The organism is Candidatus Nanohalovita haloferacivicina, assembly GCF_029232205.1.
GTDB classification, from domain to species: domain Archaea; phylum Nanohalarchaeota; class Nanosalinia; order Nanosalinales; family Nanosalinaceae; genus Nanohalovita; species Nanohalovita haloferacivicina.
In genome coordinates this window covers 705,244-730,562 of the sequence record NZ_CP107255.1, presented here as the reverse complement: position 1 = coordinate 730,562, position 25,319 = coordinate 705,244, and the positions used below count along the sequence as shown (strand labels likewise).

At 41.2% G+C, this 25,319-nt stretch carries 30 protein-coding genes and 2 tRNA genes; 14 read left to right on the top strand and 18 right to left on the bottom strand.

What is annotated here, in order from left to right:
• Positions 1 to 5: 5 nt before the first annotated feature.
• Together HBNXNv_RS04030 and HBNXNv_RS04025 are read right to left on the bottom strand one after the other, a co-directional pair.
• On the bottom strand, positions 6 to 263 hold the full coding sequence (locus tag HBNXNv_RS04030; protein WP_347720400.1) for a hypothetical protein: 258 nt from the start codon (positions 261 to 263) through the stop codon (positions 6 to 8).
• A gap of 78 nt (positions 264 to 341) precedes the next feature.
• Positions 342 to 740 carry a DUF3592 domain-containing protein gene (locus HBNXNv_RS04025; RefSeq protein ID WP_347720399.1) on the bottom strand — a complete coding sequence of 133 codons (399 nt, stop codon included), beginning with the start codon at positions 738 to 740 and terminating at the stop codon, positions 342 to 344.
• A gap of 85 nt (positions 741 to 825) precedes the next feature.
• Between HBNXNv_RS04025 and HBNXNv_RS04020 the strand changes: the two genes are divergently transcribed.
• The 3 genes from HBNXNv_RS04020 to HBNXNv_RS04010 all read left to right on the top strand — a co-directional run bounded on the left by HBNXNv_RS04020 (position 826) and on the right by HBNXNv_RS04010 (position 3,065).
• Positions 826 to 900, top strand: a tRNA-Thr gene (locus HBNXNv_RS04020).
• A gap of 58 nt (positions 901 to 958) precedes the next feature.
• On the top strand, positions 959 to 2,245 hold the full coding sequence (locus HBNXNv_RS04015) for a tyrosine-type recombinase/integrase (protein ID WP_347720398.1): 1,287 nt from the start codon (positions 959 to 961) through the stop codon (positions 2,243 to 2,245).
• A 610-nt stretch (positions 2,246 to 2,855) separates the two neighbouring features.
• Positions 2,856 to 3,065 carry a hypothetical protein gene (locus tag HBNXNv_RS04010; RefSeq protein WP_347720397.1) on the top strand — a complete coding sequence of 70 codons (210 nt, stop codon included), beginning with the start codon at positions 2,856 to 2,858 and terminating at the stop codon, positions 3,063 to 3,065.
• A 36-nt stretch (positions 3,066 to 3,101) separates the two neighbouring features.
• Here the strand turns inward: HBNXNv_RS04010 and HBNXNv_RS04005 are convergent, their stop codons facing one another.
• From HBNXNv_RS04005 to HBNXNv_RS03980, 6 genes are all read right to left on the bottom strand, one after another.
• A complete protein-coding gene (locus HBNXNv_RS04005) occupies positions 3,102 to 5,756 on the bottom strand; it encodes a restriction endonuclease (RefSeq protein ID WP_347720396.1) in 2,655 nt (884 codons plus the stop codon).
• An 8-nt stretch (positions 5,757 to 5,764) separates the two neighbouring features.
• Positions 5,765 to 7,573 carry a site-specific DNA-methyltransferase gene (locus tag HBNXNv_RS04000; protein ID WP_347720395.1) on the bottom strand — a complete coding sequence of 603 codons (1,809 nt, stop codon included), beginning with the start codon at positions 7,571 to 7,573 and terminating at the stop codon, positions 5,765 to 5,767.
• 53 nt (positions 7,574 to 7,626) lie between these two features.
• Complete coding sequence (locus tag HBNXNv_RS03995; RefSeq protein WP_347720394.1) at positions 7,627 to 7,887, bottom strand: hypothetical protein; 261 nt, start codon at positions 7,885 to 7,887, stop codon at positions 7,627 to 7,629.
• 172 nt (positions 7,888 to 8,059) lie between these two features.
• A complete protein-coding gene (locus HBNXNv_RS03990; protein ID WP_347720393.1) occupies positions 8,060 to 8,356 on the bottom strand; it encodes a hypothetical protein in 297 nt (98 codons plus the stop codon).
• A gap of 163 nt (positions 8,357 to 8,519) precedes the next feature.
• A complete protein-coding gene (locus tag HBNXNv_RS03985; protein ID WP_347720392.1) occupies positions 8,520 to 9,068 on the bottom strand; it encodes a hypothetical protein in 549 nt (182 codons plus the stop codon).
• A gap of 325 nt (positions 9,069 to 9,393) precedes the next feature.
• Entirely contained in the window at positions 9,394 to 9,624 is a 231-nt protein-coding gene (locus HBNXNv_RS03980) for a hypothetical protein (RefSeq protein ID WP_347720391.1), read from the bottom strand.
• Between the two features lie 14 nt (positions 9,625 to 9,638).
• On the opposite strand from HBNXNv_RS03980, the gene HBNXNv_RS03975 reads away from it, so the two are divergent.
• Positions 9,639 to 10,400 (top strand): hypothetical protein, encoded by a 762-nt coding sequence (locus HBNXNv_RS03975; protein ID WP_347720390.1) that lies wholly within the window; start codon positions 9,639 to 9,641, stop codon positions 10,398 to 10,400.
• Positions 10,401 to 10,419: 19 nt separating this feature from the next.
• On the opposite strand, the gene HBNXNv_RS03970 is transcribed toward HBNXNv_RS03975, so the two are convergent.
• The 4 genes from HBNXNv_RS03970 to HBNXNv_RS03955 form a co-directional block, all read right to left on the bottom strand.
• A complete protein-coding gene (locus tag HBNXNv_RS03970; RefSeq protein WP_347720389.1) occupies positions 10,420 to 10,551 on the bottom strand; it encodes a hypothetical protein in 132 nt (43 codons plus the stop codon).
• Positions 10,514 to 11,137, bottom strand: coding sequence for a DUF6338 family protein (locus HBNXNv_RS03965; RefSeq protein WP_347720388.1), 624 nt, complete (start codon positions 11,135 to 11,137; stop codon positions 10,514 to 10,516). Before HBNXNv_RS03965 ends, HBNXNv_RS03970 begins: the two co-directional genes overlap by 38 nt.
• 100 nt (positions 11,138 to 11,237) lie before the next feature.
• Complete coding sequence (locus tag HBNXNv_RS03960; protein WP_347720387.1) at positions 11,238 to 11,381, bottom strand: AbrB/MazE/SpoVT family DNA-binding domain-containing protein; 144 nt, start codon at positions 11,379 to 11,381, stop codon at positions 11,238 to 11,240.
• Positions 11,382 to 11,570: 189 nt separating this feature from the next.
• Positions 11,571 to 12,308 (bottom strand): DUF4352 domain-containing protein, encoded by a 738-nt coding sequence (locus tag HBNXNv_RS03955; RefSeq protein ID WP_347720386.1) that lies wholly within the window; start codon positions 12,306 to 12,308, stop codon positions 11,571 to 11,573.
• Between the two features lie 253 nt (positions 12,309 to 12,561).
• Here HBNXNv_RS03955 and HBNXNv_RS03950 point away from each other — a divergent pair, with 253 nt between their 5' ends.
• Positions 12,562 to 13,119, top strand: coding sequence for a hypothetical protein (locus tag HBNXNv_RS03950; RefSeq protein WP_347720385.1), 558 nt, complete (start codon positions 12,562 to 12,564; stop codon positions 13,117 to 13,119).
• A 201-nt stretch (positions 13,120 to 13,320) separates the two neighbouring features.
• Here the strand turns inward: HBNXNv_RS03950 and HBNXNv_RS06060 are convergent, their stop codons facing one another.
• Together HBNXNv_RS06060 and HBNXNv_RS03945 are read right to left on the bottom strand one after the other, a co-directional pair.
• The gene (locus tag HBNXNv_RS06060) at positions 13,321 to 13,503 is read right to left on the bottom strand and encodes an ATPase domain-containing protein (protein ID WP_430827687.1); all 183 of its coding nucleotides are present in this window, start codon (positions 13,501 to 13,503) and stop codon (positions 13,321 to 13,323) included.
• Between the two features lie 82 nt (positions 13,504 to 13,585).
• Positions 13,586 to 14,314 carry a hypothetical protein gene (locus tag HBNXNv_RS03945; protein ID WP_347720384.1) on the bottom strand — a complete coding sequence of 243 codons (729 nt, stop codon included), beginning with the start codon at positions 14,312 to 14,314 and terminating at the stop codon, positions 13,586 to 13,588.
• Positions 14,315 to 14,533: 219 nt separating this feature from the next.
• On the opposite strand from HBNXNv_RS03945, the gene HBNXNv_RS03940 reads away from it, so the two are divergent.
• Positions 14,534 to 15,679 carry a hypothetical protein gene (locus HBNXNv_RS03940; RefSeq protein WP_347720383.1) on the top strand — a complete coding sequence of 382 codons (1,146 nt, stop codon included), beginning with the start codon at positions 14,534 to 14,536 and terminating at the stop codon, positions 15,677 to 15,679.
• 42 nt (positions 15,680 to 15,721) lie between these two features.
• On the opposite strand, the gene HBNXNv_RS03935 is transcribed toward HBNXNv_RS03940, so the two are convergent.
• Complete coding sequence (locus HBNXNv_RS03935; protein ID WP_347720382.1) at positions 15,722 to 15,988, bottom strand: hypothetical protein; 267 nt, start codon at positions 15,986 to 15,988, stop codon at positions 15,722 to 15,724.
• A 251-nt stretch (positions 15,989 to 16,239) separates the two neighbouring features.
• Positions 16,240 to 17,193 carry a transcription initiation factor IIB gene (locus tag HBNXNv_RS03930; protein WP_347720381.1) on the bottom strand — a complete coding sequence of 318 codons (954 nt, stop codon included), beginning with the start codon at positions 17,191 to 17,193 and terminating at the stop codon, positions 16,240 to 16,242.
• Between the two features lie 143 nt (positions 17,194 to 17,336).
• Here HBNXNv_RS03930 and HBNXNv_RS03925 point away from each other — a divergent pair, with 143 nt between their 5' ends.
• From HBNXNv_RS03925 to HBNXNv_RS03895, 7 genes are all read left to right on the top strand, one after another.
• Positions 17,337 to 18,104 carry a hypothetical protein gene (locus tag HBNXNv_RS03925; RefSeq protein ID WP_347720380.1) on the top strand — a complete coding sequence of 256 codons (768 nt, stop codon included), beginning with the start codon at positions 17,337 to 17,339 and terminating at the stop codon, positions 18,102 to 18,104.
• Between the two features lie 34 nt (positions 18,105 to 18,138).
• Positions 18,139 to 18,519 (top strand): hypothetical protein, encoded by a 381-nt coding sequence (locus tag HBNXNv_RS03920; protein ID WP_347720379.1) that lies wholly within the window; start codon positions 18,139 to 18,141, stop codon positions 18,517 to 18,519.
• A gap of 34 nt (positions 18,520 to 18,553) precedes the next feature.
• Positions 18,554 to 19,699, top strand: a complete 1,146-nt coding sequence (locus tag HBNXNv_RS03915; protein ID WP_347720378.1) for an HD domain-containing protein — start codon at positions 18,554 to 18,556, stop codon at positions 19,697 to 19,699.
• Positions 19,696 to 20,220, top strand: coding sequence for a hypothetical protein (locus HBNXNv_RS03910; protein ID WP_347720377.1), 525 nt, complete (start codon positions 19,696 to 19,698; stop codon positions 20,218 to 20,220). The genes HBNXNv_RS03915 and HBNXNv_RS03910 overlap by 4 nt, the downstream gene beginning before the upstream one ends.
• 78 nt (positions 20,221 to 20,298) lie before the next feature.
• Positions 20,299 to 20,371, top strand: a tRNA-Pro gene (locus HBNXNv_RS03905).
• A 159-nt stretch (positions 20,372 to 20,530) separates the two neighbouring features.
• Positions 20,531 to 20,884: a hypothetical protein gene (locus HBNXNv_RS03900; protein WP_347720376.1), complete on the top strand. Its 354-nt coding sequence runs from the start codon at positions 20,531 to 20,533 to the stop codon at positions 20,882 to 20,884.
• A 449-nt stretch (positions 20,885 to 21,333) separates the two neighbouring features.
• Positions 21,334 to 23,376: a LamG domain-containing protein gene (locus HBNXNv_RS03895; RefSeq protein WP_347720375.1), complete on the top strand. Its 2,043-nt coding sequence runs from the start codon at positions 21,334 to 21,336 to the stop codon at positions 23,374 to 23,376.
• On the opposite strand, the gene HBNXNv_RS03890 is transcribed toward HBNXNv_RS03895, so the two are convergent.
• On the bottom strand, positions 23,373 to 23,864 hold the full coding sequence (locus HBNXNv_RS03890) for a hypothetical protein (protein WP_347720374.1): 492 nt from the start codon (positions 23,862 to 23,864) through the stop codon (positions 23,373 to 23,375). The two genes, HBNXNv_RS03895 and HBNXNv_RS03890, sit on opposite strands and share 4 nt — an antisense overlap.
• Before the next feature lie 18 nt (positions 23,865 to 23,882).
• On the opposite strand from HBNXNv_RS03890, the gene HBNXNv_RS03885 reads away from it, so the two are divergent.
• On the top strand, positions 23,883 to 24,500 hold the full coding sequence (locus HBNXNv_RS03885; protein WP_347720373.1) for a hypothetical protein: 618 nt from the start codon (positions 23,883 to 23,885) through the stop codon (positions 24,498 to 24,500).
• On the opposite strand, the gene HBNXNv_RS03880 is transcribed toward HBNXNv_RS03885, so the two are convergent.
• A complete protein-coding gene (locus tag HBNXNv_RS03880; RefSeq protein ID WP_347720372.1) occupies positions 24,493 to 25,293 on the bottom strand; it encodes a hypothetical protein in 801 nt (266 codons plus the stop codon). The genes HBNXNv_RS03885 and HBNXNv_RS03880 overlap by 8 nt on opposite strands.
• Positions 25,294 to 25,319: the final 26 nt, after the last annotated feature.

Below are 25,319 nucleotides of genomic sequence, written 5' to 3'. Positions count from 1 at the left end.
TCAAATTAGTTAACTTCCTCAATCTCCCAGCTAGCAGTATCATTGTTCTCAATAACGGCCTTCGCCTGATACTCTTTATCAGAGTTCTTATCATTGACGTAGAAACCATACCGCTTAACGCCCTCATCAGACACCTTGACCTCGGTAACCTCACACTTCCACCTGGAACCATTCCACGTCATATCAAAAGTCTTCGCAGTCTCACGGCAAATAGAAGTAATCTCATTACGCAGGCCCGGCTCAAGATTTTCCTCTCCTCTCATAACTACTACTCATCGGTGAAACTATTTAAAAATGACGTATCGGGATGTTAGAAAAACTAATGCGCTGGTATCAGAGCTTTACTCTGGTTTTCTCAAAAAGGCCTCTCCAGGAGAATCCTTCTGAATATAGGCCGTAATCTGATCGCCCTCGCTGAAATCATCGATCTGATCCTCAGCATCAGCAGGATACTGGAAACGCCTCTCAGTAGGAAAAACATTGTTGCTCGAATACTGGGAGCCATTGAAAGTATACGTGAAAGAGGCCTCAGGCCTGTACACAGTACCGTTCCCGGTTGAAATACTTGCCAGATCAGTAGAAGAAATAGTAGCATTCACCGTCTCATACTCCACATCATCACCTGAAGTAGAGATATCATCCTGATGCATCATGAAAAAACCGCCGTAACCCGCCAGAGCCGCACCGACAACAATAACACCGATAACCAGCTCATGGCCTGAAAAATCAAAAGCCTCCATACCAAGAAAAGGGGCCAGATCAGTTAAATAAACCGACGGCCAACCATATTTAACAGTTAACACCACCAACATTCCTACAAACTCCGCCTCGATGGCTCAGTCTGGCTAGAGCGGCCCCCTTGTAAGGGGCAGGCCGAGGGTTCAAATCCCTCTCGGGGCTCTTCTGCTTTTGTGAACCAATTCGGTCAAAGTTAAATGTGGGTGGAGAACTGTGAAATATGACACAAGGCGATATCCACAATACATCACAAACACTACAAAGGCAGAAAACCAGTATAAGAAACCATTCTCAGATTTCTGAAAGAGACAAGAAAATTCTAATAGAAGGTAACTCTAATTTTCCTAGCTTTTTGACCTTCATGCGGAACAAAGACCATTCGAAGACAAGAATAAACAGGTACCTTCAAGACTGGAAGAAGATATCTGTATACACGTCCTGGAATATAGAAGATGTGAATAAGACTCGAATGGCTGAACTAATAGGAGAGCTAAACACAGGAGAATTATGTAAAAAGAACGGTGATTCCTATGCTACCGAGTCTAAAAGAGAGTTCAAGAAGAGCGTAAGAAAGATGTACACTGATTACATTGAGGTGTACAAAGAAGAGCTACAGGTAGAAGACGATTTTTCGGGAGAAGATATAATCAACTTCACTCTGACTAGGGAAAATGACTATACTGAACCTGATCGACTACCTCTGCCTGAGACAGTTAAAGCATTGGTTGAAAAGGCTCCTAGAGTAATTGATAAGGCCTATATCATGCTTTTATGGAGTACGGGAGGTAGACATGGTGAGATATTAGGCCTAAAATGGAGAGATGTTGATTTCTCTAGTAAGATCGGGAAAGTAATATTCAGAGATACAAAGACGGGAGGCGACCATAGCGTTCCGATGGCCGAGGCACTACCATTTATGAGAGATCTTTTAGAGAAGGATTCTAGAAGTGATGAGCCAGATACCTTTGTGTTTCGCTCTAGCCACTCAGATGAACAGTATTCTGCTAATGGTGCTGCTGAAATACTGTCTAGGGCTAGAGAAAAAACCGATATTCCAAGGAAAATTAAAACAAATCCTCATGCCTTTAGAAAGGGTAGAACAGTCTATTGGATAAGACAAGGAAAGAATGAGGCATGGATATGTAAGCACATGAACTGGGTTCCTGGTAGTCCTACGGTAGCATATTATGCTAGAGTTGCAAAAGAGGATGTCGAACATGGGGTAGCGGAACATCTCAACCTTCAGGAGGTAGATAACACTGAGCGTGAGAGCAAGGTGTTGACTCCTGCGGAATGCCATCGGTGTGAAGAGATAAACTCGTTCCAAGCTGATGTGTGCCGCAAATGTGGGAAGGCTCTATCAACGGGAGATCTAGTGAAAGAATTCCAAGTCAGTGAAGCAAAAGAGAAACTGAAGACAAATATGATAGAGAAAGAAATAGGCTTAGATGATGGTAGACTCGAAAAAGAAGCAGAGAGAATAGTGGAGGAGCAGATGAATGGTTAGATTATAGTCTAGCTGAAAAATCTTTGGCGGCCCTATTCTGCCATCTATTGCCCCGAGTTACATATAACTGTAACTAATCTCTTTTGTCAAACTTAAAGGATAGCCTGTCTGTCTAAATCTTTTATTGAGCGATTCTACCTTTTTTAGTTAACTATTTTGGTTAAGAGTCTTGTAAAACAAAGCATAACCTTTAAACCAATCTCACACATTAGTATGGGTTAAAGGAGGTGAAAATAAAGAATGGAAGAACAGAAAGATCTGACAGATCAAGAGTTCAACGAGGCAACTCAAAGATGGTGTGAGAACACAGCATTTCAAGGAAGAAAAGCACTAACTTGCGAAGCTGCACTTGAAAAGTAACTCTACTCTCTTTTTTTATTCTTCAGAGCTCTTCTGATCTTCTAAAATGTTAGCCAGTGTATCAGAATTCTCCCTCCTAGCTTTTCTCTCCCATCTATCGAATTTAGCAAGAACTCGCTCTTTAGGCTCAGACCAAGACATGATATATTAATTAGATGTGTAAATCCATAAAATTTACTTTGTGAAAAATCGACAGAACAGAAAAGATAATCCTATAGATCAGTTAATCAATGAACTGATTGAAAGCCCTATGAAGCTGGTTGAAGCAACATTATTTTTTGTAGTAATAGCTCTATTACTTGCTGAATTAGGTCATAATGAGATGTTGTTCCCCCTTAAGGAGATATTTGACATGTTTCTGTTGGCTTCAGATGTGGCTTTCTATATTCTGTTAATAGGCGCTATACTTTACTTATATCAACTCTATGAAGATAATGAAAATAGATATAGAGGTATTTAATACCGCAAACTGTTTGTTATATCCATACAAAAGTCCTTAATTTATCAGTTCTTCTACATTTACGCCGCCTTGTACATTGTAAACATCATAATTGGAGTCATCATGATCGCTGAAAATTTCAATGTAATGCTTTTTAGCGCATTTTATCTTGTTGTGCTCACTAGGCCTCAAGTTTTCCAAGTCGCCTTTTTTAGTTTCTCGAACTAGATATAGCTTCTTCTCAATTTCTTGATGTTCATCTCTGTCTTCGACTGCTAGACCCCAATCAGGATTGTACATTCCTACAGGTGTATCAATTTTGTACCATCTAGGAAGTTTAATTAGGAATTTTATTCTTGCATCACTATCTAGACGCTCTGCGAACTCTTCTTCACCTTGTGAGTCGGTTTCCACGTAGGAATAGACAGACTTATCTACTTCTACAAGGTTATCTCTGTATCCTTCTCTTTCATCTTCAAAGTCTGATACGCTGTAAGAGTCTTCAACCTCGTAATACTCTATATCTTCAACGATGATCTCTTTCTTCACTCTGTTCAAAACATCAATAATAGAGTTTACGTACTGGTGAGGGTTCTCAAATAGTAAGTCTAGGTTCTCTACATCTTCTAGAATACCAACGATAGTAGCCTTTGTTATCTGGGTCTGATCAGAAATTCTTTCAAGGAAATTTCGTATTGTAAGTTCGTTACCTAAATCTCTTTGTCCTTCTCCTAACTGTCTCGAATCAATACCCTCATCGCTGTGTTCTATAGTACCTCTTTGAATTCTTAATCTGATTTCTTCTACTTCTATGTCATTTATACGGTTAATACACTTCTCTTGGAATTTTTGTGTGTCAAAATCTACTTCATATCTGCTCTTTTTAGATAACCTGTTCCAAAGTTCTTCAAAATCATCCCAAACATCGTCATCTACTTCGCTCTTATCCTTGAGGCCGTATTCTACTCGATCTCTCGGAGGAGTTGGTGGTGCAGATTCTTCACTTCCATATTCTTCTTCATATTCTGTCTGTAGTTTAGAAGCAAAGTCTTGGTAGCTTTCATTTGCGATAACTGTGAGGATATTTTCTGATTCGAATATTCTTTTTCCATCTTGATTTACAGGTATTCTAACACCTCTCCCTATTTCTTGGCGTTTCTTAACTTTAGAGTAACTCTCGTTTAGAGTACAGATATTGAATACATTAGGGTTATCCCATCCTTCTCTTAACGCAGAGTGTGAGAAAATAAACTGTGTTGACTCATCGAAAGACAACAAACGTTCCTTATTCTTCATAATGAGGTCATAAGTGTCTTTATCGTTTCTCATGTAGCTAGTGGAGTTATCACTATAGTATTCTCCGTTATCCTTCTTAGCGAAGTATCCATCGTGGACTTCCTCGGCATTATAATTCTCAAATCTTTCCGCATAACTAGCATCTCTGTTCTTTAACTCGTTGAACTTTTCTTCAAAGGTCTCTCTGATAAATGCTTCATCCCCTATATAGTTGCTTACCTTATCTATGAAGAACAGAGATAGCACTTTGATGCCATAGTCTTCTAACTTTTCCTGTTTTCGGAAGTGTTCTTCTATGGTTTTTTCTATCTGGGTTTCCATTAATTTTTCTCTGTTGAGTCCTTGAACATCCCCCTCATCCAGGGAAACGCCATTTTCAAAAGTGATAGTATTGTATCTGAGGTCTATATCACTTACTTCAAACCCTCTATATTCTTCTAGTCCATTACTCTTCTCGTATAGGTCATCACCTTGGTAGACCTTAGTTGTCTTTCTTTTTACGCCGTTAGAGTAGTCTTTGTATATTTCTAGCTCTGCTCTAATTCCTCGGGAAGACCTGTCTATTTCTACTACTTTGACTAGAACATTGTTGTGATCATCGTCTTCAACCACTGAGAGAACATCTACTTTCTTTACTAAATCTCTTTGATATGCTTCAGCAGGCCCTAAACGGTATAGGAGATTATAGTAATTTCTGTGCGTTGCAGAGTATCTTAATTTAAACAGCGGATTGAGTCTTGCTAATGCCTCTTTAGAATTATCTGTTTCCATGTTTTGAGGCTCATCTAATACCACTACAGGGTTAGTTTCCTGAATAAGTTGAATAGGCTTCTTGCCGTTAGTTCTATCATTTGGGTTGTTAATAACGTTTCTATCCTCGTCTCTGAAGGACTGGATAGTCATAACCATTATCTCAATTTCATTGCTCCTAGAAAACTGCTTTAATTTGCTTAAATCGCTAGAGTCGTATTCGTAGAAACGGTATATTGTATTCTCATAGAGGTTCTGGAAATGAGACCTAGTCTGTCTCAGTGTCTTTAGAACACCCTCTTTAATTGCCACAGAGGGAACTACTATTATGAATTTCCGCATTCCATATTCCTTATTCAGTTCAAGTAGTGTCCTCAGATAGGTATAGGTCTTTCCTGTTCCTGTTTCCATTTCTATTGTAAAATTCATTCCTTCTAGAGAGTCATCTGGATCTAGCTCATTCTCTTGCTGAACTTCTTTCAGATTATTTAAAATCTCTTTATCAGAAAGATTCAGTTCATTGGGCACTGATCTATATCCGACTACTGATTGATTCTTACTGCTTGCAATGCTGTTGCCTTGCGATCTATCTCCAGAGAATAAGTTTAAAACAGAGTCTATAGCCTCTAGCTGGTAGTCTATATTGGGGTCAAATTCAAACTCCATTTTACCACCTAAATTGTTTTCAGCCTGAGTTTGTTAGAGAGGTTTATTTTCTCGTCATCATCAAGAGCGTTGTCTAGGCATATTAGAACCGTGTTCTGGCCGTATTCAAGGCCTTCTACTATTTCCTCACCTATATCTTGATCTAGACTTACATAGAATGTTTCATCTTCGTCTTTGATTTCGTAAAGCGGTCTGTCTGATCTTCTTTCAAGCTCGGCGTTTAAGCTCATTCCTTCTTTAAGCAGAATTTCATAGAGGACATTTTCATCATCGTAGTCCTCTACTAGTGCATTCTCAAACAGCTTCATCTGTCTCTTAACATCGTCAACTGAGGAATCTTCAGAACTGAGGTCGTTCCAGACTTTGTAGTTTGATTCTTCAAGTCTGAATATTTTAACACCTGAGTCTATATCTTCAAATTTTTCATGCAACCTATGCATCCTCTCTTTTGCGATATCTGATACTGTTTCTAAAATAGTGTTCTCTAGTTCAAACTTTTCCTCTAACTCTTTCTGCAGCTGAACCATTATGTAGTTTCTATCTCCCCCATCTTTCTTGTTCTGCCTAAGTACAGCTTCTCCTAAGGTGCCCGTGCCTGCAAAGAAGTCCATCATTAATCCATCTTCATCTTCTTCAGAAACTATATCAATGAGTTTTTGTAGCAATTGAGGAGGTTTAGGCGATGAATCTCCAAATACGTCTTTCCCTTCAAAAAGTTCTCTAACAGCCTCTTTACCGTCACTATTAGTTCCAGCATCAAGAAGAATTGATCTTGGAGTTTTGCCTTTAGGCTTGTAGATTTTTCTCTGAATGCTCCAATCTCCGTCATCATCTTCCGTAAATCGTATAGCGCCTTTTTCCCTAAGGTCCTCAAAGGTGTCTTTGGAAATTTGAGCCTGCATATTAATTTCTTTGCCATTAGGAGCTTCTACAGAGTATTCTATTGCGTTCTGTAGTCCTGGTCTTTGAATAGTATCCCAATAAAACCTCCCTTTTTCATCTTCCTCGCTGTACCTTTCTAGGTATTCTTCTTCATATGCTACATACCACTCTTCAGGAAGGCTCTCGCTGTCTTTAGCATAACATAGAATATAATCATGGTCGATAGCGATGTATTTTGAATCGTTACCTCCGCCCTTCCGTTTTCGCCATACAAACGTTGTGACGAAATTATCCTCTCCAAATATTTCGTCCATCATGAACTTGAGATTATGAAACTCGTTATTATCTATATTAACAAAAATGGCGCCGTCTTCCTTAAGCAGACTCCTTGCTACAAATAAGCGAGGATACATCATTGAGAGCCAATTTGAATGGAATCTTCCGTCTGTTTCTCTATTAGTGGTTAGCTCATTACCTTCGGCGTCTATTTGACCAGTCTTCTTCAAATAATTCTGAAGATTTTCGCTATAATCGTCGTTATAAACAAAATCTTTCCCAGTGTTGTAAGGAGGGTCTATGTAAATCATTTTTACTGAATCTGAGTAGCTCTTCTTTAGAAGCTTCAAAGTTTCCAGATTCTCGCCCTCAATCAATATGTTCTCTGAGTTCTCAAAGTTTACAGATCGTTCTTTTTTAGGCGTCAAAGTTCCTTTACTAGGTTCTTGGATATTTTTTATTGCTTCTTTTCGACCTGTCCAGTTTAAGGAGTATCCATCACTGTCAGATAAGTCTTCTTCTCCAATTATTGCTTTAAGCTTCTCTAGATCAATTTTATTCTCTTCAAATACTTCAGGAAAAATTTTCTTCAACTGATCTCTTTTTTCTTCAGATATAGGATTGGTAGTAGTATTTACTCGCTCAGTTTCATCTGACATATATTATATGTCGACTTGCATGCTTTTAATTTTGCGATTATGGACAGTTTAAGCTAATCAGAATTACTTTTCCAGCTATCTCTTTTATCTAATTTTTCTATATCTTGTTTTTGATATTTGATTTTGTAGGTGGTTCCTCCTCTGCCTGTTGATTTGCTCCATTTTTCTAGCAGGCCTTTTTTCTCTAAACTTGATAGTATTCTTCCTGCCTCTATCTTTGAGATATCTGTCCCTTGAGTGAGGTACTGGGGTTTGATGAAGTCTCTTGTTCTATCCTTTGAGGCCTGTATCAGCCTGCTCTTTACATTTGGCATCGAATATCCCTGATTTCTTTATATAGTGTTGTGGTTTTAGTATAGTCTTGTCTATTTAGTACAGCCCTCTCCAGAAAAGAGGTCGCAGGATGTCCTAAATCGGCCATACATGTCTTCTCTGAAGGCCGATATGAGTGAGTCAATTGAATTTCAGAGTTTACGAGAGAGAATTTCATCTTTCTTCAATCTTGTTACGGCAAGATGGACATTTTCCGTTATTTTTGTCTAGAACTGCTTCCGTCATTATTGCCCCGCATCTGCATGAAAATTCCCCGTGTTTATCATGGATTATTTCTGTGTTCTTTTGTTCTCTAAGGAATTCTCTGAATTTTTCTTCTACTAGGTCGCTTCTGGTTAATGAGCTGTATTTCAGTGTCTGTGTTACTTGTTTTTTGAGGCCTTTAGGGAGAGTGACTTCTAATCTGGCTTTATTCCTGTTGCGGCTCCAGGATGTAGTTTTTCGCCTCATTTTGTCTGTACGTACGTTCTCAGCTTCTGTAGGTTTTGTCGGTTAATTAAGTAAATAATGTAAGTAAATAACTGGCATTCTATGCTCTCAGAATGTGTACGTACAGTGTTAACTAATCTTGTTAAGTAAGACTTAGTTAACCACGTTACGTAAGTAGTCTTAATCATTGGATCAAGGTCTCTAACTTGGTTTTTTCCTGTTTGAGTGTTTGAAGTTCTTCTTCCACATTTTCTTTTTCCTGTTTAAGATCATCCAGATCAGTTCTTTTTCTGAGTTCTCTTTCAACGCTCTTTTCTATAGCTTCCTTAACCTCTGGATCATCTATGTCGTGGCCTCTTTGTTTTCTCTTTCTTTTTTGCTCTTCTACCAATTCTTCTCTAGTTTTCTGACTTTCGAAGTTTTCTATTGACTTATTTAGTTCGTCGAGTCTGCTCTCTAGCTCTTCTACTTTTTCGTTCTTTTCAGTTAGGTTCTGCTGAATTTCAAGAGTCTCTATCTCATTTTGTTTCTCTTCTATCCTTTCTTGAAACTGCTTTATGTCCTGCTTTAGCCGTTTCTTCTTTTTATCGAAGGCTTCACCATCATCCAAGTTACGTAGTGCGTGTCGGAAAAGACCTGATATTCCGTCAAAATGTGTGTCTATGGTTTCCTTATGTTCTTTGTAAAGGCGATGAGCTTCACTGTTTAGGCTTATCGTCTTTGTTTCAGCCATGGAATCTTTCACCTCTTTGTTTAAGGCCTTCTGAGACAATTCTTCTGCATGATTCTGCTAGAGAAATGTTTGAGTTTCTAGATAATTTCTCGATTTTTCTTATTTGTCTCGAAGTGAATCTGACTGTTAGTTGGTGTTTTGGCCCGTTGTTGGCCGATTCGGAACTGTTTTTAAATTCGGTTATTAGTGATGTCATTGTTTGAATCGCGAGTGTCTGACTGGAGATCAGATCTGTTTTTCTAGAGTTTTTGAGACTCAGATTGTTGGCTGAGTTCTCTCATTTTCTTTTCTATGAGGTTTTCTAGTTGTGTGTCAAGGTCTTGCTTCATTCTGACTCCTCCTTAAGCTGATTTAATTGGCTGTGAATACCTCTTCTTACGATTTCTGCCATTCCTAATCCTGTGGTTCTTGATGTTTTGTTGAGGTTGTCCTTCATTTCATCTGTCATGTGAAGAGTGAATGAACTAGATTTAACTTGGGATTTTTTACCTTTAATTTGACTAGATGAGCTGGTCATGTAGAACAACATAACCTCAACTCTTATTAATCTTGACATATTATACCTCTAATATGCCAGATTATTCCTTTGATGAGGAACTGAGAAAGCTCTATACTTCGGAAATGGCCTACAATATCCTACATATCTACAATCTATCAAACTCACAGCTTTACTCGAAGGAGGTAACTGAAAGGCTCAACAACATGGGCTATAGCACATCAAAGGAATCTGTAGCTAATTACATCAAACAATTACGGGATGCAGGATTCTTGGAAAGAGGAAAAAGAACCAAAGCCCAATATTATAAGCTGAATTATAACGCATTCTATCAAAGCTGGAAGAATTATGTACTATACTTACTGGATGTAACATTCACTGATAGAGAAGGTGAAAAAGTTACGAAACAAGACGCACTTCAAGACATGATTTCGTCGATAAAAGAAAATGAAGAGGATTACGCTCCCGAAGGTCAATCATCGATAGACTTTGAAGAGGTTGAGGAACGAATAAGCGGGGCATTATCAAGTTTTGAACAGGAGATGAGAGACAAGTATCAAAAGTTTGAACAAGTTGCGGAGGACAATGAAAATCTGAAAGAGTTCTTCAAAGTATACGCTGCTAGCACGTTAGATGGCAACGATCTAACTATCCACGAGCTGTTTATCCGAATACTATTTAGAGAGATTTTAATACTGAGCTGGAAACATGAGGATCTTCCCGAGGATCTGAATGTAGTAATGGAAGCCTTGTCTGGATGTCAACTTTCAGAGAGCTCGACTATAGGAAGTGGAGAAAGAGCTTATGAGGCAGCTTATAGTGGTCAAGATTCCTAAAAATGAAAAAGAGTAATAATTACTCGTCTTCTTCGTCTGAGAGCGTAACTGTATGACCTGAAGGCTTTTCTCCTGGATCTTCACTGGGCTGATGCCCTCCTTTCTTTTTGATATTATTCTTCTTGTCCTTCTTTTTCTTGTCCTTTCCCATCTTCTTCACCTTTTCTAAATAGTTCTATCATCTTAAAATTATCCTCCGAGATTATTATTCCTTTCGAATCTTCAACAGGATCGCCAAACTTTCCGTTCTCATCCACGTCGTATAACTTCTCTAGATATATTTCTCTTTTTTGAGGGTAAGTTGTGGCAAAAGACTTCTCCTTTCCAAATTTCCCCGCTATTTTCTTTCCGTTATTCAGCGTTATTATTGTCCAGTAGCCTTTATCGTCTTTAAGCACATGGTCCCATGCTGTGCTATCTGTGGTATTTTGTAAATTCTTTACTAATACTCCTCCTATTGCAGGAGCAATGAATAAAGCAAATACTACGTAGAATCCGAGAGCAACTGGGTTTTCGAAAAGATTGGATATGTAGAATACATAGCCCATACTTACGAATAGTCCATAATTCAGAACACTGTATCCAAATGCTTCAAATAGGTCAGAACTTGAAAAATCTCTTTTTCCAGTTGGAACTAATAGATCGTAAACCTTTATTGAGATAAAACCTGGAGTGAAGAAAACTAATATCGTCACTATAAGGAGAGTGCCTGATTGTAGAATGCTTGCTAGCGGCATATATAGGTCTATACATGTTTTTGGGCAGTATTTGTAAATATCTTATCCAGCTAATGAGTTAAATGAGAATTTATTGTATAAGAGGGTTCATTCTCCGTATTTAGGTTTTTGTAAGTACTAAACTCTTCTCGTCTCTAACTGAAAATTCCAATTCTTCTCCCTTTTTGATACCCATAGCTCTTGCCAGTTCTCGTGGAATGGTGATTAGTCTTTGTCCATTGGAACCTTCTTGTACTTTAACCATAATTAATAACTCTAGCAATCAAATAACTTATAAGAACCGAGTTGCAAGTCTATAATACCTGCATATTGACATAGACTATTCATAAAGGCGTGGTGGCCCTCTCGGGGCTTAAAGTTTCTTATACCGCGGGCTGCTACAGGCAAAAACTGTATTCTGTTTCGCTTCAAAAAGAGAGGGAAAAAGGGTTTTTTACCCTAAGCTAACGTAGTGTGGTTCTGCTGTTGAGAAGACTCCTACTGGATTTACTTCAAGCTTCATCGAGCTTGTGTTTGCTGATGCTGGCACATCGTAGGCAACATCGCCATCTACTTGTACTCCTGGATTGAGCTGCTCGAATGTGAAGCTGTCGTCCATGTATACCCATGCTTCTGAACTTGGGCTGTACTCTGAATCGCCGATCATTACTTTGAGACTAGATTCTCTCATTGTGATTGCTTCGTTTGCTTCATTCATCACTGTCGTATCCACTATCAGGAATTTTCCATTTGCCTCCACGCCCATGAGGGTACCTGCTACTCTTTCTCCAATCTCTTGTCTCGTTGTCACACCATTTACTCTGTATCTAACATCTCCAACTGTAAATTCGGTGCCAATTTCGTGAGTTCTATCTTCTTTGCTAGGCTGTGAACTATCTTGGCTTCCTGTGTCTCGTGCTGGTTCTTGGTTGTTCGTATTGTTGCTTGTTGGCGATGTAGCATCTCCTGGCATCATTGCCGCACCTAAGCCTAATCCAATCACTGTTACCAGAACAACCACCCATCTTGAGAAGGTTATATTATATCTCTGATCTATCTCTTGCCTTATATTCGGTATCAAGAAAATACCTGTAAGGAAGTAAATTATTCCTGCAATAGGGCTTGTAGTAAGCGCTCCCAGCCCTGCGAGAATTAATAAAACTCCAAATATCCAACTGACCGTCTTACTCATAGTAATATCCATAAAAACGTATTTTGAAGTAGCTTTTAAACTTTCTTCGATTTTTGGGCTTTGAAGGTTTAGACTGGTTGTAGAGTGTAAAAACACCAGGCTTCTTAGAATAAGTTTGTTGGGTTCTCCCTGGAGCTCATTTCGCTTGTTATGCTGATAGGGTTCTACGCTGTTTTGTTTGGTATTCTAAGTGTTTTTGTCGCGGACTGTATTTAACGAAAATTTGTTAAGGTTAATGTGTGATATTGTCGTTATGTCTAATACTTTCGATAAAAAGCAAGTTTATGGCGGATTTGGAGTTTTAGGATTAATAATTGTAGGTTTAGGGGCTTTTGCTGTTCCTGTTATGCCTGTTGAACAAACTTATACAGAAGCTGAGCCATATGAAACGACAGAAACATATACTGAACAAGTAGCTAGAGAAAGAACGGTTGACCTAGAATATGAGACTTTTGATTTTACTTTAGGTGAGGCACCTCTTGGGTTTGGGAGCGACACAGTATCTATTGATGTCAGAAATACTGATAACGAAGGAGGAAACTTTGAAGTTGCTTTTGATACTTGTACATCTTCTTCAGCAGAATTGACTCTTTCAGATCAAAACTATGTCCCTGCTGGAGAATCTGTAGAGTTCTCTGCAAGCACTGAGGCTGATTTAGAAAGAGACTGTACTCAAGCCAGAGTAAGTCCTGGAACTAAACAAGAGACTTATTATGAGGACGTTCAGAGAGAAAGAACTGTGACTAAGACGCGAGAAGTCGAGAAAACAAGGACTGAAAAGGTCACTCTGGCAACATATCTGAGAAAGTAGTTGTTTCTCTTATTATCACCTATTCTTATTTTCCTTCATTCTTGAGATAAAAAACTTCTTCAGACGGCTATTAGCAGCAATAATATACAAGAGAATCAGCAAATTTCTGTTCTCTGATAATTAATGTAGTATTCTTATTTGATTTTCTTCGCGTTTGTAGATCTTCCTGGCTTTCTTCTCAAAGAGGCTTCTTTGAGGAGTTTACAGTATTTTTTGGTCGGGGTAGATTTTGATGCCTTGGCTGGTTATGTTCGTTGCGGCCATTCTTTCGTCGTGTTTGGCACCTCTCATTTTGAGTATTTCTGCTGCTCTTTGTCTGACGCCGTCTTGTTTGAGGTTGTAGAGTATTATTACTCCGTCAGCTAGGAATTCGTCGACTACTATAGGCGCGCCTTTTGGTATTCTGTGTTCGAATAGTTTGTCGAATCCGGAAATTCTTGCGTTGATGTGTTTGCTATCCTCTGATCTAGTATTCTTCTTTTGGATGGCCTATGTAGCATTCTATTTCTTCCAGGCCTTCGCCTAGTATTCTGGCTGTTGTTCGGTGGTTTCCGTCGTCTATGGCTCCGTAGGTTTCTTGGATTTGCCAGTCTTTTTCTCCGTGTACTCTGTTCATTTTCTGTATCTGTCTGATTGTGCTGCCTGGTGAGAGAACTGAGGGCCTGAATTCGTTGATTATTTCAGGATATTGTGCCAGTTTTCTGATATATCTGACGCTGTGGTATTTTTCTGGATCTGCATCTTCCACGAATTTTGCTACTTTGGGAATGTTGCCTGTGATAACTTCTGGAGGCAGATCTCCTGCGCGAGGGATAGTAGGGCCTAGATCCTCAATCTCTATTTTTTCCTTTTTCCAGTTGCAGCCTTCGAAGTTTTTCAGCCGGTATTTCGGGTTGCTGGAGATTTCCCTGACCAGTTCTTTTTTCTCGCTGAGGCTGTAGGCCTTGCTGCGGTAGTCTTCCTGGACTTTTTCCACTATTTCTCTTTTTAGTTTTCTGCCGTCAAGGCCTTGCATAATCTTTCTCTGAATGTCTTTCTGTTTGCAGAGTTCCCAGATCAGGTAGTTATCGATCACTTCTTCAGTAACTGTCATGTTAAGTAAACTGTTTTTGACGGCCTTCGGGTTTAATCTTTCTGTCGGGGTCTGGTATTTAAGGTTGTCATCTGGATTGTTGTTTATAGGTTCCTGCTGCATTTGTGAGGTGTAGTGGATAGACCTGCTCAAGGCCTCCTTTTGGAGGTTCTAGGGGTCGGAGTCTTTGTTGACCTCCAGTCCCTTAATGAGTTTAATTTTTCTCAAGTTTTGTAGCATATTCCTCGAGTAGCATTGATTTTTTGGTATGGTGTTTGGTTCCTGGCTGGTTAAAGAACATGTTATTAAAACTGGCGGATTATTGTTATCTTGAGATAACAAATGAGTTTACATGGCTCCACCAGAAAAGCTGCTGAGGAAGCAGAAGTAGCTGAACATAAAGTAGAGCAAGTAGCAGATGATATAGAAAGTGTTTTGAGAAATAAAGGGTTGGAGCCGGATGTGATTGTTCCGTATGTTGATATGAACGGGCCTATAGTTGATAAAGAGTCTACAGATTACGAGACGCATCAGGGTGTTAAGGAGGCTATTAGTTGGCTGGATCAGGTTTCTGAAACCGGTGTTTCTATGCTTTCAGGGTGGGATCTTTCTACGCTGGATTTTGTTGCCTCTGAGAAGCTTGGAGTTGACATGGATCATGTTGGTGAGCTAGGAGCGGTAGCTCAAATAGATGGAGATACGTATAGCACTGTTGATGTAGGTATGGAACAGATACTTGATTTCAGAAGAGATGCATGGCTGGAAGCTGCAAGCAGAGGGATGACGCTACAGGAACAGGGAAATGTTAGCGCTGTGACAGGATGCATGTATGGTGAAGGTGTTCGATCAGATCTGTATAAAAATCCTATGGCGGAGTCTTCTCGGCAGGACTTCTCTATGGACTCTCTTTTAGAGTATCTGGAAGAGCGTGAAGAAGTTAGCGATCAGACCTATACTCTGCAGGGAGATTCAATGGTGATTGATCTCTCTTCCGACAATGCTGTAAGTGCTCTGTCAGATGCTTTAACACAGGAGTACCCGCTTGTTGGAATTAGATGGGAATCTACTGGAGATCAGAACGTAAGAATAACCGAGAACTCTCTTGGAAGGTCAGATCTCTCTGATGAAGAGTACCTCGAAATGTTTCAGGATTTCATGGATGACATCGCAGAAGGAACTAGCTTCGAAACAGATCACAACCCTGATTTCTCCACAGACTTCCAGAGAACAGATATAGGTGTTTCAAAGGAGCACGGAGCAAAGTACCGGGCCGATATGATTACTGAAGACGGAACTGAGTACGTGATAGTCAGCATGGGAGATAAATCAGGTGATATACTTGAAGGCCCTCAAACTGCTTTCGTAGCCCAGGAAGGCATGCCTGTTGAACAAGAACTTGAAGGCCGCGACATGCCTTACGCAACAGCCGACAGCGCAGCAGATTACTCTCTGGGCCTGGCTGAAGTCATCGAACGCTACTCTGACTAGTTTTCTAAAAATTTAAGGTAGATAGGGCCTTTTTTGAAGGCCTTACTCTTCCCGTGATTCCTTCTCTTTCTCGAACATTTCAGGAAGCTTCTCTACTATGTGGTCGACGGCCTTCTCGTCGGTTGGAACTGTGAATCTTTTCTTGTATTTTGGTTCTTCGTCCTGATAGAATCCTGTTGCAATCTGCAGAAAGCTGTTTTCAGAACCATCATCCTGGATGGCCTTGTTTCTGCTTACTTCAATGAATTTTTCTCCTGGAAAGTTTCCGTAGTCTCTTCGTTCTTTCTCAATTGTCTCGAACTGTACCATAACACTGTTCTTGTAACTGCAACTTATTAGATATCACTGGTGTCCTCTGAAGAAAAAGTTATTTCAACAGTTCTGCCAGCGGTCAAATTCAGAAAATTAGAAAAGAAGGCTTAAACTTGAGAACCTGTCTATTCGTCGTCCTCGTCGTCTTTTTTCTTTTTCTCTTTCATCTTCTTGAACTTCTTGGTAAGGCCTAGTCCCATACCCATCACTTTGCAGTTCTGGTATTTAAAGAAAGTGATAGCGAGGACCTATTCCTCATCTTCTATCTCAAGGCCTTCCATAAGATCTCTGTAGCCTTTTCGGACTGTGACTTCGGTTACTCCTACGGTATCAGCGATTGCTGTCTGAGTTACTTTTTCTCCTCTTTTTTCGGAGGCCAGATAGATTGCAGCAGCTACAATACTTCCTGGGCTTCTTCCAGCAAGCAGATTTTCTTTCCTGGCGTCCAGAATGTATTTTCTGGCCTGGGCCTGTGTCTCTCCTGAGATACCAAGCTCCTCTGAGAATCTTGGGAGAAAATCTTCAGGTTTAACTGGTTTTATTCCGAGCTCAAGCTCTTTTGCAATATATCTGTAGGTCTGACCTAGTTTTCTCTTATCTACGCCTGATTCATCTGCTACTTCTTTCATTGTACGCGGTATTCTCTGATTTCTCGCAACTATGTATACCAGGGCCGCTGAAACTCTTTCAATTCTTCTTCCCTTGATCAAGTCGTTCTCGATTGCCTTTTCGTACAGTCTTGAGGCCTCCTCTTTAACTGTCTGAGGAAGGTTGAGTACGTCGACAAGTCTGCCGATCTCTCTGAGAGCTGTCTGCATTTTCTTGTCCTTGGATTCTCCAATCCTGTTCTGCCATTTCTTCATTCTGTAGTACTGGCCTCTCTTATTAGGGGCTACTCCTCTCATTTCTCCTCCTTTTCCTATAGAGGTTCTTATCCCTTTTCCGGCCTTTGTGTATGTTATAGGTGATCCTGTTCGGGCCTTCTTTTTTCTTTCTTCTGCGGAGAAGGCTCTAGGACTGGCTGATTCCTCTACTCTGTTCTCGTCCACTACTGTGCCACAGTCTCTGCAGATTAGCTCTGCTTTCGCCGAGTTCTCTACGAAGTCTGTGGATCCACAGTTTGGACAGCTGAAGACCTCTTCCTCCCTATCTTTCTCTGGTTCAAATCTCGCATCTTCACAGTCCACATCTACTTCTCCCATTATCCGGTCACCTTCATCTTACTATGTGGGCAAAGCTTCAAATAGCTTTCCCCTGTAATAGAGGCCCTCATTCCCGGAAAATTCGGGAAAAATTTCTTGCTGACCCACGGGTTTAATATCGCGGTATTCAAAAAAGGTTCTTAATGGAAGATGATCTTTGGGAAATGGGCAAGCTCTGGGGCTCACTGGACGATGTAGACAACTATATTTACAAAGAGGCCGAGGAGCAGACAGAGGAAAAAGATTTTGAAACATTGAAAAATGATTTCTCAGAGTTAAGCGATCTCAACAGGCTGAAAACACTTCTTGTTATGCTTGAAGAGAAGAAAGGAGCAGAGTACAGCCAGAAATTCCGCAGCAGAGACTCTCTAGAGGCCTGGACAGACTATCTTTCCCGCAACGGAATTCACACCTGGACAGGTATCGGTGTTGTGGAGGACGAATACGTCTATGCAGAAGTCTTCCTAAGCTACAGAAGCCGCCCTAACGATTTTTTCGACAGATATCAGAACATGCGCGATAATAATCCTGAGAAATATCACCGGAGAATGGGAGAGTTCTTCGGATATCCTGAAGAAAGCATTCAGGCCTTCATAAGCAAGCCATCCATTCTTCAAAGACTGAAAAACAAGTTAAGCTATCATACTAGCGGTACTCCAAAGAGATCAGGCCTTGTAAGTGTTCAGGAGCTGATTGAGAAGTACGGCACCGATCTATCAGATCAGGAGATCAAGGATATCAGAACACTGATTTTCTACATGCCTGCTGACAGCGAAGAGGCCTTCCTTCAGGCCGAGGCCACAGCAATCTCAAGGAAAGAGGCAATTATGTCTCTTGCAGGAGAAGGCCCTGACTTCACGTATCTTCAGGACCGATACATCGAGTTACAGGATGACTTCGGAGATGAGTAAAGTTCTTTAGTCACGGCCTCCAAAAATTGTTTGAATGGCCGTAGCAGTTATAGAACTTGAAAATGATATAGATCTGGCCCGTAACGCCTCTGTTCAACTGGAGGAGATGGGTTTCAGCTCTGAAGTATTTGCTGTTGATCAATTGATGGATCTTCCAGGAGAAGTCGCCAACAGGCTTGAAGATTTTGAGGCCGTAGTTGTTCTTGCCGATATGACTGACTCTGAGTACGTTTCGGAGGCTGTCTCTCAGATTATCAGGATTGACTCTGGCAGCGATAAACCTGTTGCGAAAGTTCTGGACGAAAAAAGGGTAAGAGATCGCCATACGTATCACAGAGAGATGAAAAGCCTCGCAAGTCAGAGAGCTGAAGAACTGACACGCGACCTAAAGAACCAGGATTCGGCAATGGAGTAATAACTTTTCCGTCCTCAAATATTCAAGTGGTAAAATGATAAGAGATTCTCTGCACGGATACATAGAACCCAACGAGGAAGAATGGAGAATACTTGACTCTCCTGAAATGCAAAGGCTCAGAAGAATAAGACAGATGGGCCTATCCCCGCTGGTATACCCCTCAGGAACTCACACTCGCTTCCAGCACTCAGTCGGCGTAATGCATGTAGCCGGAAGATTCGCTGAAAGCCTCAACCTCAACGAGCAGAGAACCAGAGAAGTCAGAATGGCAGGCCTCATGCACGACCTAGGACACGGCCCTTTCTCACATGCCTCAGAGGCCGTAGCAGAACAGAAAGGCCTCTCACACGAAGAAATTTCCTGCAGAAAAATTGACAAACTAGAGGACAAGTTCTCAGTCTCCGCCAACAGAATAAAGAAGATGATTAGAGGAGAACTCGAGGTAGGCCAGGTAGTCGCAGGAGATATCGACGCCGACAGAATGGACTACCTTCAGAGAGATGCACACACCTCCGGAGCAGAGTACGGCCATATAGACTCCGACACAATAATTCAGAGAGCAATGATAGACTCCAGAAGACTGGTATTCGACTACAAAGCAGTTCAGGCCCTGGAATCACTACTTACCGCAAGATTCCACATGATAAAATCCGTCTACCTCCACGACACCTCCAGAATAGCGGAAAAAATGCTGGAAAGAGCGCTCGAAGACTATGTAGAGAAGAACTCACTGGAAAAAATGATGGCCCTAGATGACTACTCTGCCCACAACGAACTTTTGAACTCTACAGGCACTGCCAGAAACTACTATTCGCGTATAAAAGACAGAGATCTCTTTAAAACAGCTCTCAGCTGGGATGTGGAGAACAGAAGCAGAGAGGACCTGAAAAAGCTGGAAGAAAAAGTAGATGAGAAAGAAATAGAGAAAGAAATTGCAGAGGCCGCACAAGTCTCAAAAGAAAAAGTAGTGGCCAACAAGCCGTGGACACCGGAAATCAAAGATATGGATATCAAGATAAAGAGAAAAGGCAATGTCAGAAATCTCTCAAACTACTCTCCTATTCCAAAGGCGTTAAGCAAGGCCGAATGGAGACTTGTAGACATGAACATCTACACAGATGCAGCACAGAAAGCAAAAGTCAGAGAAGCCGCAGAACAGGTACTTGAGGAAAAACTATGAGCCTTGACGTGGAAAAATACCTAGAACTTTACTCTGAAACTCAAGGCCTTATGCCGGAAAAACTGGAAGAATACGGAGAAAAATATCGCAGCCAGAGATTCCTGACTCAGGACCAGCTGTACGAGATAGCGTACGAATCATCAACCAGAAGCGCCTACCACGTCAGGAAAAATAGTGAAGAACTCTGCAGAGAAGTAACCCGAAATGCTTTAGAGGCCGAGGGAGATTTCTCCAAGATCGCATTGATCTCCTCCTTGAAAGGATTCAAGGCCCCGACAGCATCCTGTGTAATCACAGCATTGAACCCTGAGAAACACGCAGTGGTCGATACCAGGGTCTGGGCCTCGCTTGAAAGACTCGGCTATCTGGAAGGTAGAAAGGAAACATTCGACGCCTTCGACTATGTGAAGATGATCGGCCCGATAAGAGAGATTGCTGAGGAGAAAGGCTATACTGCCGCAGAAATCGGTTACGCGCTTTTCGCACATGACTACGACAAGAGAGAAGGCACACTCCACTGATATGGTTTAAAAGAATTCACTTCAAACCACTTCAATACAGAGTTCAAAAGGTGTAAAGGCCTTTTTCAGTTAACGTTTGGCGGGATGGTGTAGTGGACTATCATTGGCCGTTTGGGACGGCCAGACCCCGGTTCAAATCCGGGTCCTGCCAAAGAATTTTCTTCTGTCTTAAAACTATTTAATGGCAAAAACTTTGGAATTCATCTCTCTACTTCTACCTATGGGCTGTTGTCGATTAAGCTGTACTCATATTAGTAATTTTTTATTATTGTGAGTAAGAATAAAAAGAACTAACGGAAATTGCTTAATGATGGAAAATAAATGGTTTTGGACGGGGTTGGCAACTATTTCATTTGGCATAGGTTACCCAATTTCCGTGGTCGCTCTACGTTCGATCAACCCGCTCGCATCAATATTGATTAACCTGATTATGGCAATTCTAATTCCTGTAATTTACAAGATTTCAAAAGAGTTAGGTTTACCAGATAAGGAAAGCTTTCATCCGGCTCTCAGACTTCTTGCAAGCATTATCTTAGTCTTTACCTTTGTTTATGGCATAGGTTTTTGGATCGATCACAGGGGAATAGCATTTATCTATCTTATAACTGCTTTTTTGGCAATAGTAGAGTTTGTGGACGCCATTAGGTCCTTAAAGAAGGATTAAATCGACGAACTGGCCGCGAGAGTTACAGTATGGGAGACGGTGTACTCTGATTTAACGGCTACTGGGCCTGTAATCATTTTAGAGCCTGGAATCGGAGCGAGGCCACGTGGATATGGACGAAGTCCACAGAAGAGTTGCATCAATCAGCAAGGTAGCTGACAACAATCCAAGAAGGAAAGGGCCTGGTAATGATATTAGCAGGTTAAATTCTAGTGTGATCTAATTTTCTTTAGGTTAGTTTTACGGCACTAAATTGGCCTGGTGTGTGATTCGTGAAGTGTATAAGCATCCTACCAAATATTGGTTACATGAGTTCCGGTAGGAGTTACCTGTCTTTTAGGTCTTCAATCATTGTTCTTTCTCTGTTTGCCTCTGTTATAGTCTTTTCTCTATCCAGTTCGAGTGCTGATTCTGTAAATTCTGTTGTTTCAAGTCTGGAAACAGAACCAATGTTTAATTCTCAGGATAATGTTGATACTTCTTCTGAAGGCCTTCAGAGTGATCTTACCGCGTATTATCGTTTTGATAATGCAGAGGTTTCGGAAGGTTTCGGTATCCATTTTGATGGATCGGACGACTATATTGAAGTTTCTGATAGTTCAAGTCTTGACAATACGTTTGGAAGTACTTTCAACTTCACCTTGACGGCCTGGTTTAAAATGCATGAGTGGGAGGACTGGAGATCTATACAGAATAAAGCTGGTTGTGGATCCTGGAGCTGTACTACCGCCGGGATGTGGACTTACGGGGATGGCGTCGCTACTGTTATGGGTAGTGATGAAGGAGGGAATCCCTCAGGATCATATGTGAGAGCAATCCATAAGCCAAGCCTAAATGAGTGGCATCATGCAGTATCTGTAGGTAATGGGACTCATATCAAGCTCTATATTGATGGAGAGCTTAAGGCCACGAATACTATAAGCGATTACATAAAAGCAAACCTCACAACGAATAATGAACCTCTTACTATAGGTAGAAGAAGCACTTCCAAAGATGAGTCTATAAATGGATCTGTAGCAGCTGTAAGATCGTATAATAGGACTTTATCTGCTTCAGAGATACAAAAGTTGTATCGAGGAGAGGTAGTTTCTGATAAAGGCTTGATAGTTGAAATGGGTTTGAATGAAGGGCCTGATTCCTGTGATCTTACATCTGTTGATGTTTGCTTCATAGATGGGACAGGATATTCTAACAGTGGAAAGCCTGAGAATTTTAACAATAATTTACTGAATGATCAGGCTGGATGGATTAATAGCACTCCGGTAAACAGGCCTAAGTTTTCGAGTAGCACTGGTACTTTGTTAGATGGCGTTTATGGCGGAGCTAATGATGCTAGTCTTGTGAATTTTGATTTTAATGAGACAAGCGGATGGTCGGAGGATAGTGTTGAAGGAGATTTTTCTCTGGCTCTTGATGGTTATGAGGACAGAGTCAACGCTGGGCACAGCAAGTCTCTGAATATAACTGGCGAGATGACGATAAATCTATGGGCCAAACCAGGATCTCACGATAATGGTTACTGGGGCTTTGTGTCCAAGACTGACAGAAATAATGGGTGGCAGCTCATTACTCCTTCGGGAAGTAATGGTATATTCTTTGAGATTTTTGAGGATGGAAATAATACAGGGAGTTCTCATAGCTTTGGAGGCCTAACAACCGGAGAATGGACTATGATTACGCTTGTAGTAGATGGTAAAACCTGGGAAGCCTATAAGAATGATGTTAAGATAGGTACTTTTACTTCTTCAAGAAATCTTACTTACACAAGTTCTGACCTGTTTATAGGAGATGCAAGAGCTACAGAGCCAGAGTTCAAGGGAAACTTAGATAGCGTCAGGATATATGAAAGAGCTCTCGATACTAGAGAGGTTAATAAGTTATACGAAAGTGATACTCCTGAGAGAGGCCTTGTTGGAAGATGGAACTTTGAGTCGGGGGATAGAGCCACTGCATATGATACTTCGGGCATAGGTCTCGAGGGATTATTCTCATCGAAGGCTCTAGGTTTTAACGGCTATTCCTCTAACTTTTCATTCTCTGACGATGAGGGTCTCCTGGATGTTCCTAACGGCCAGAGTCTAACTGCCTCAGCATGGGTTAAACCTTTGGAAAGAGGAGCAATTTTCGGTTACCGGAGAGGAGGAGGTAGTTACTGGGATGGCTGGATGCTTAGAGCGGATGAGGATTCCTGGAGGGTTGAAATAAACTCGGCTGACGCAGGTATAAACAATAACTATGGACGGCCTAACTTTGGTAAGTGGCAGCATGTAGCCCTGGTGATAGATAACAACAAGAATCGATTAAGACTGTATCAGGATGGACGTATTCTCACCAACCAGAGTTTTGAAAGCACGACTGAGGTTCCAGCACCAGATGGGAAGATAGGATCTCATGCAAACGGCAACGCAGTGCTGAAAGGCAAAATAGATGAAGTAAAAATTTACAACAAGAGTCTAACAGATACACAGATTAAGGAACTGGCCTACAACTAACTACGCGGCTGCCGTATCCCATTTAATTGATCAATTCTTATCTCCTCCACCAGAGATTTATCTGTCTGAAGAAGCTCGTTGATCTGAATTTCCAGGCCAAAACTTCTCTGTGTTGGGAATTCAGCTGTTATCAGGCCTTTTTCCGAGAATCTCTCTCGAGTACTGTTGTATTCTTCTGCGGTGGAGTTAGGGTATAGCTCGACGATTACCCGCATTTCTCCTTTTGGCCCGTTTTGCCTGTATTCTTCTATCATCTGATTCTGAAGGGCCTCGGTGTATGCGGTATCTTCGCCAAATTCTATGGCAGGGCCTGTAGTGAGGATTACAACTGCGGCTATAAGCGCTACAGGTGTCAGAAGTATTCCAAGCTTTGTGTAGTCCACATTGACTTGTTGTTGGAGGCCTGACTTATAGTTTTTCTTTCCTCCATGCTGCTGATCATTGGGTGGTCTGCGCAGATTTCTGGCTGAAAAATAATTAAGTTGCATTAGTCCTATTACTAGTACATGGAAGTTGAAAGCCTACTAGAGGAAGAGGAGATAGAGGACCAATTTACAGTTTTCGAAGTTAATGCATATTTCTATGTCGGTGTGTCAACTGCTTCGAAGATTGTGAATGAGAGAAGAGATTTTGGGAAAATTAAAACTGTTTTTCTTCATGACAGGACTGATATGCAGCAGCTGGCCAGAATGGTAAGGCCTACAGAACAGGAATTAGATGAATTAACTGTGTATACCGGCCATGATTCCTCTCAGAACTATATTGGAGAGGAAACCTATGAAGAAATTGTGGAGAAGGTCGATCACGGCGATGATATTGAGATCAGCGGCGAGAAGTTCGAGGTAATCGCTATTCAGAGGCCTCATGCTTCTATCTGGTCATATCTTCTCTATCAAAGAGATGAAGACGTTATTTTTACCGGTAAGAAGGATCCGAAGAAGCTTTACAAGTACGATCTTAAGGACGGCGACTGGAGTGATTACAGTTTGAGTGAGGCCTTCTGCCAGATGTATGAGGATCCTGTCAGGCCTGTGGTCGAGGATCCAAATCCTGGCGCCCACGATGAAGAACTAGAAGAAGATGAGGATGGAGAAGAGGCTGAAGATTCCGAGGATTCTAGTTGAAGTGTTTGTATACATGATAAGGTACTATCAGGAATCCTAGGCCCATAAAGTTGAATGAAAGGAAGTTGATTATTGCCATTTTCAGGTTTTCGAGGTAGAAGTAGGCCATTGGCGGGAAGAGGAATGCCAAGACCATTGCAATTGTGAAGTCGTCTCCCTGGAACTGCTCCCAGCCCTGCTTTTCCTCGGCCTGATTCTGCGCTGGAGGGCTCTGGTTTCCTTGCTGTGAGAATCCGTTTTGATTATTGTTTTGAGAATCTTGTTGATTTCCGCCGCTAAACCCGTTTTTGTTTCCGGAGTTGAAGTTTGATTCCTGGTTTTCTCCTGATGAGAATCCTGAGTCATCATTGCCGCCGAAACCACTGTTCTGGTTCTGTTCTCCATTATCCTGGTTAAATCCCTGTGAATTTTGGCCAAACCCGTTGTCCTGGCCTTCATCAGTGTCTGCACTATTGAATCCCTGGGAGTTATCGCCGAATCCTTCGTTAGAGTTCTGTGACTGCTTCTGATTCATGTCGGCCTGGCTGTTCTGAGGAAACCCATTCTGATTATCATTTTGCTGTGAGAAAGGATTTTCCTGACTGGAGCTGTCCTGACTGGAAAACGAGTTTTCTGGTTCCTGGCCCTGTTCTTGCTGGAATGACTGGTTATTTTGCTGCCGGACGTCTTTTATCATCTGGTTGATCTGTCTCTGCCGGTAGCCTTCCTCTCTCAAGGCTGTCTTTATCTCTCCCACTGAGTATCCTTCGTTCAGTGATTTTCTGATCTTCTGCTCCAGCTCCTGATTGGTCATAACTGGAATTACGTTCTACCTAAAAT

What these genes read in the sequence shown, in the direction of transcription:
- HBNXNv_RS04030 (WP_347720400.1), bottom strand. Translation starts at nt 263, where the DNA reads ATGAGAGGAGAGGAAAATCTTGAGCCGGGCCTGCGTAATGAGATTACT.
- HBNXNv_RS04025 (WP_347720399.1), bottom strand. Translation starts at nt 740, where the DNA reads ATGGAGGCTTTTGATTTTTCAGGCCATGAGCTGGTTATCGGTGTTATT.
- HBNXNv_RS04015 (WP_347720398.1), top strand. Translation starts at nt 959, where the DNA reads ATGACACAAGGCGATATCCACAATACATCACAAACACTACAAAGGCAG.
- HBNXNv_RS04010 (WP_347720397.1), top strand. Translation starts at nt 2,856, where the DNA reads ATGAAGCTGGTTGAAGCAACATTATTTTTTGTAGTAATAGCTCTATTA.
- HBNXNv_RS04005 (WP_347720396.1), bottom strand. Translation starts at nt 5,756, where the DNA reads ATGGAGTTTGAATTTGACCCCAATATAGACTACCAGCTAGAGGCTATA.
- HBNXNv_RS04000 (WP_347720395.1), bottom strand. Translation starts at nt 7,573, where the DNA reads ATGTCAGATGAAACTGAGCGAGTAAATACTACTACCAATCCTATATCT.
- HBNXNv_RS03995 (WP_347720394.1), bottom strand. Translation starts at nt 7,887, where the DNA reads ATGCCAAATGTAAAGAGCAGGCTGATACAGGCCTCAAAGGATAGAACA.
- HBNXNv_RS03990 (WP_347720393.1), bottom strand. Translation starts at nt 8,356, where the DNA reads ATGAGGCGAAAAACTACATCCTGGAGCCGCAACAGGAATAAAGCCAGA.
- HBNXNv_RS03985 (WP_347720392.1), bottom strand. Translation starts at nt 9,068, where the DNA reads ATGGCTGAAACAAAGACGATAAGCCTAAACAGTGAAGCTCATCGCCTT.
- HBNXNv_RS03980 (WP_347720391.1), bottom strand. Translation starts at nt 9,624, where the DNA reads ATGTCAAGATTAATAAGAGTTGAGGTTATGTTGTTCTACATGACCAGC.
- HBNXNv_RS03975 (WP_347720390.1), top strand. Translation starts at nt 9,639, where the DNA reads ATGCCAGATTATTCCTTTGATGAGGAACTGAGAAAGCTCTATACTTCG.
- HBNXNv_RS03970 (WP_347720389.1), bottom strand. Translation starts at nt 10,551, where the DNA reads ATGGGAAAGGACAAGAAAAAGAAGGACAAGAAGAATAATATCAAAAAG.
- HBNXNv_RS03965 (WP_347720388.1), bottom strand. Translation starts at nt 11,137, where the DNA reads ATGCCGCTAGCAAGCATTCTACAATCAGGCACTCTCCTTATAGTGACG.
- HBNXNv_RS03960 (WP_347720387.1), bottom strand. Translation starts at nt 11,381, where the DNA reads ATGGTTAAAGTACAAGAAGGTTCCAATGGACAAAGACTAATCACCATT.
- HBNXNv_RS03955 (WP_347720386.1), bottom strand. Translation starts at nt 12,308, where the DNA reads ATGAGTAAGACGGTCAGTTGGATATTTGGAGTTTTATTAATTCTCGCA.
- HBNXNv_RS03950 (WP_347720385.1), top strand. Translation starts at nt 12,562, where the DNA reads ATGTCTAATACTTTCGATAAAAAGCAAGTTTATGGCGGATTTGGAGTT.
- HBNXNv_RS03945 (WP_347720384.1), bottom strand. Translation starts at nt 14,314, where the DNA reads ATGCAGCAGGAACCTATAAACAACAATCCAGATGACAACCTTAAATAC.
- HBNXNv_RS03940 (WP_347720383.1), top strand. Translation starts at nt 14,534, where the DNA reads ATGAGTTTACATGGCTCCACCAGAAAAGCTGCTGAGGAAGCAGAAGTA.
- HBNXNv_RS03935 (WP_347720382.1), bottom strand. Translation starts at nt 15,988, where the DNA reads ATGGTACAGTTCGAGACAATTGAGAAAGAACGAAGAGACTACGGAAAC.
- HBNXNv_RS03930 (WP_347720381.1), bottom strand. Translation starts at nt 17,193, where the DNA reads ATGGGAGAAGTAGATGTGGACTGTGAAGATGCGAGATTTGAACCAGAG.
- HBNXNv_RS03925 (WP_347720380.1), top strand. Translation starts at nt 17,337, where the DNA reads ATGGAAGATGATCTTTGGGAAATGGGCAAGCTCTGGGGCTCACTGGAC.
- HBNXNv_RS03920 (WP_347720379.1), top strand. Translation starts at nt 18,139, where the DNA reads ATGGCCGTAGCAGTTATAGAACTTGAAAATGATATAGATCTGGCCCGT.
- HBNXNv_RS03915 (WP_347720378.1), top strand. Translation starts at nt 18,554, where the DNA reads ATGATAAGAGATTCTCTGCACGGATACATAGAACCCAACGAGGAAGAA.
- HBNXNv_RS03910 (WP_347720377.1), top strand. Translation starts at nt 19,696, where the DNA reads ATGAGCCTTGACGTGGAAAAATACCTAGAACTTTACTCTGAAACTCAA.
- HBNXNv_RS03900 (WP_347720376.1), top strand. Translation starts at nt 20,531, where the DNA reads ATGGAAAATAAATGGTTTTGGACGGGGTTGGCAACTATTTCATTTGGC.
- HBNXNv_RS03895 (WP_347720375.1), top strand. Translation starts at nt 21,334, where the DNA reads ATGTTTAATTCTCAGGATAATGTTGATACTTCTTCTGAAGGCCTTCAG.
- HBNXNv_RS03890 (WP_347720374.1), bottom strand. Translation starts at nt 23,864, where the DNA reads ATGCAACTTAATTATTTTTCAGCCAGAAATCTGCGCAGACCACCCAAT.
- HBNXNv_RS03885 (WP_347720373.1), top strand. Translation starts at nt 23,883, where the DNA reads ATGGAAGTTGAAAGCCTACTAGAGGAAGAGGAGATAGAGGACCAATTT.
- HBNXNv_RS03880 (WP_347720372.1), bottom strand. Translation starts at nt 25,293, where the DNA reads ATGACCAATCAGGAGCTGGAGCAGAAGATCAGAAAATCACTGAACGAA.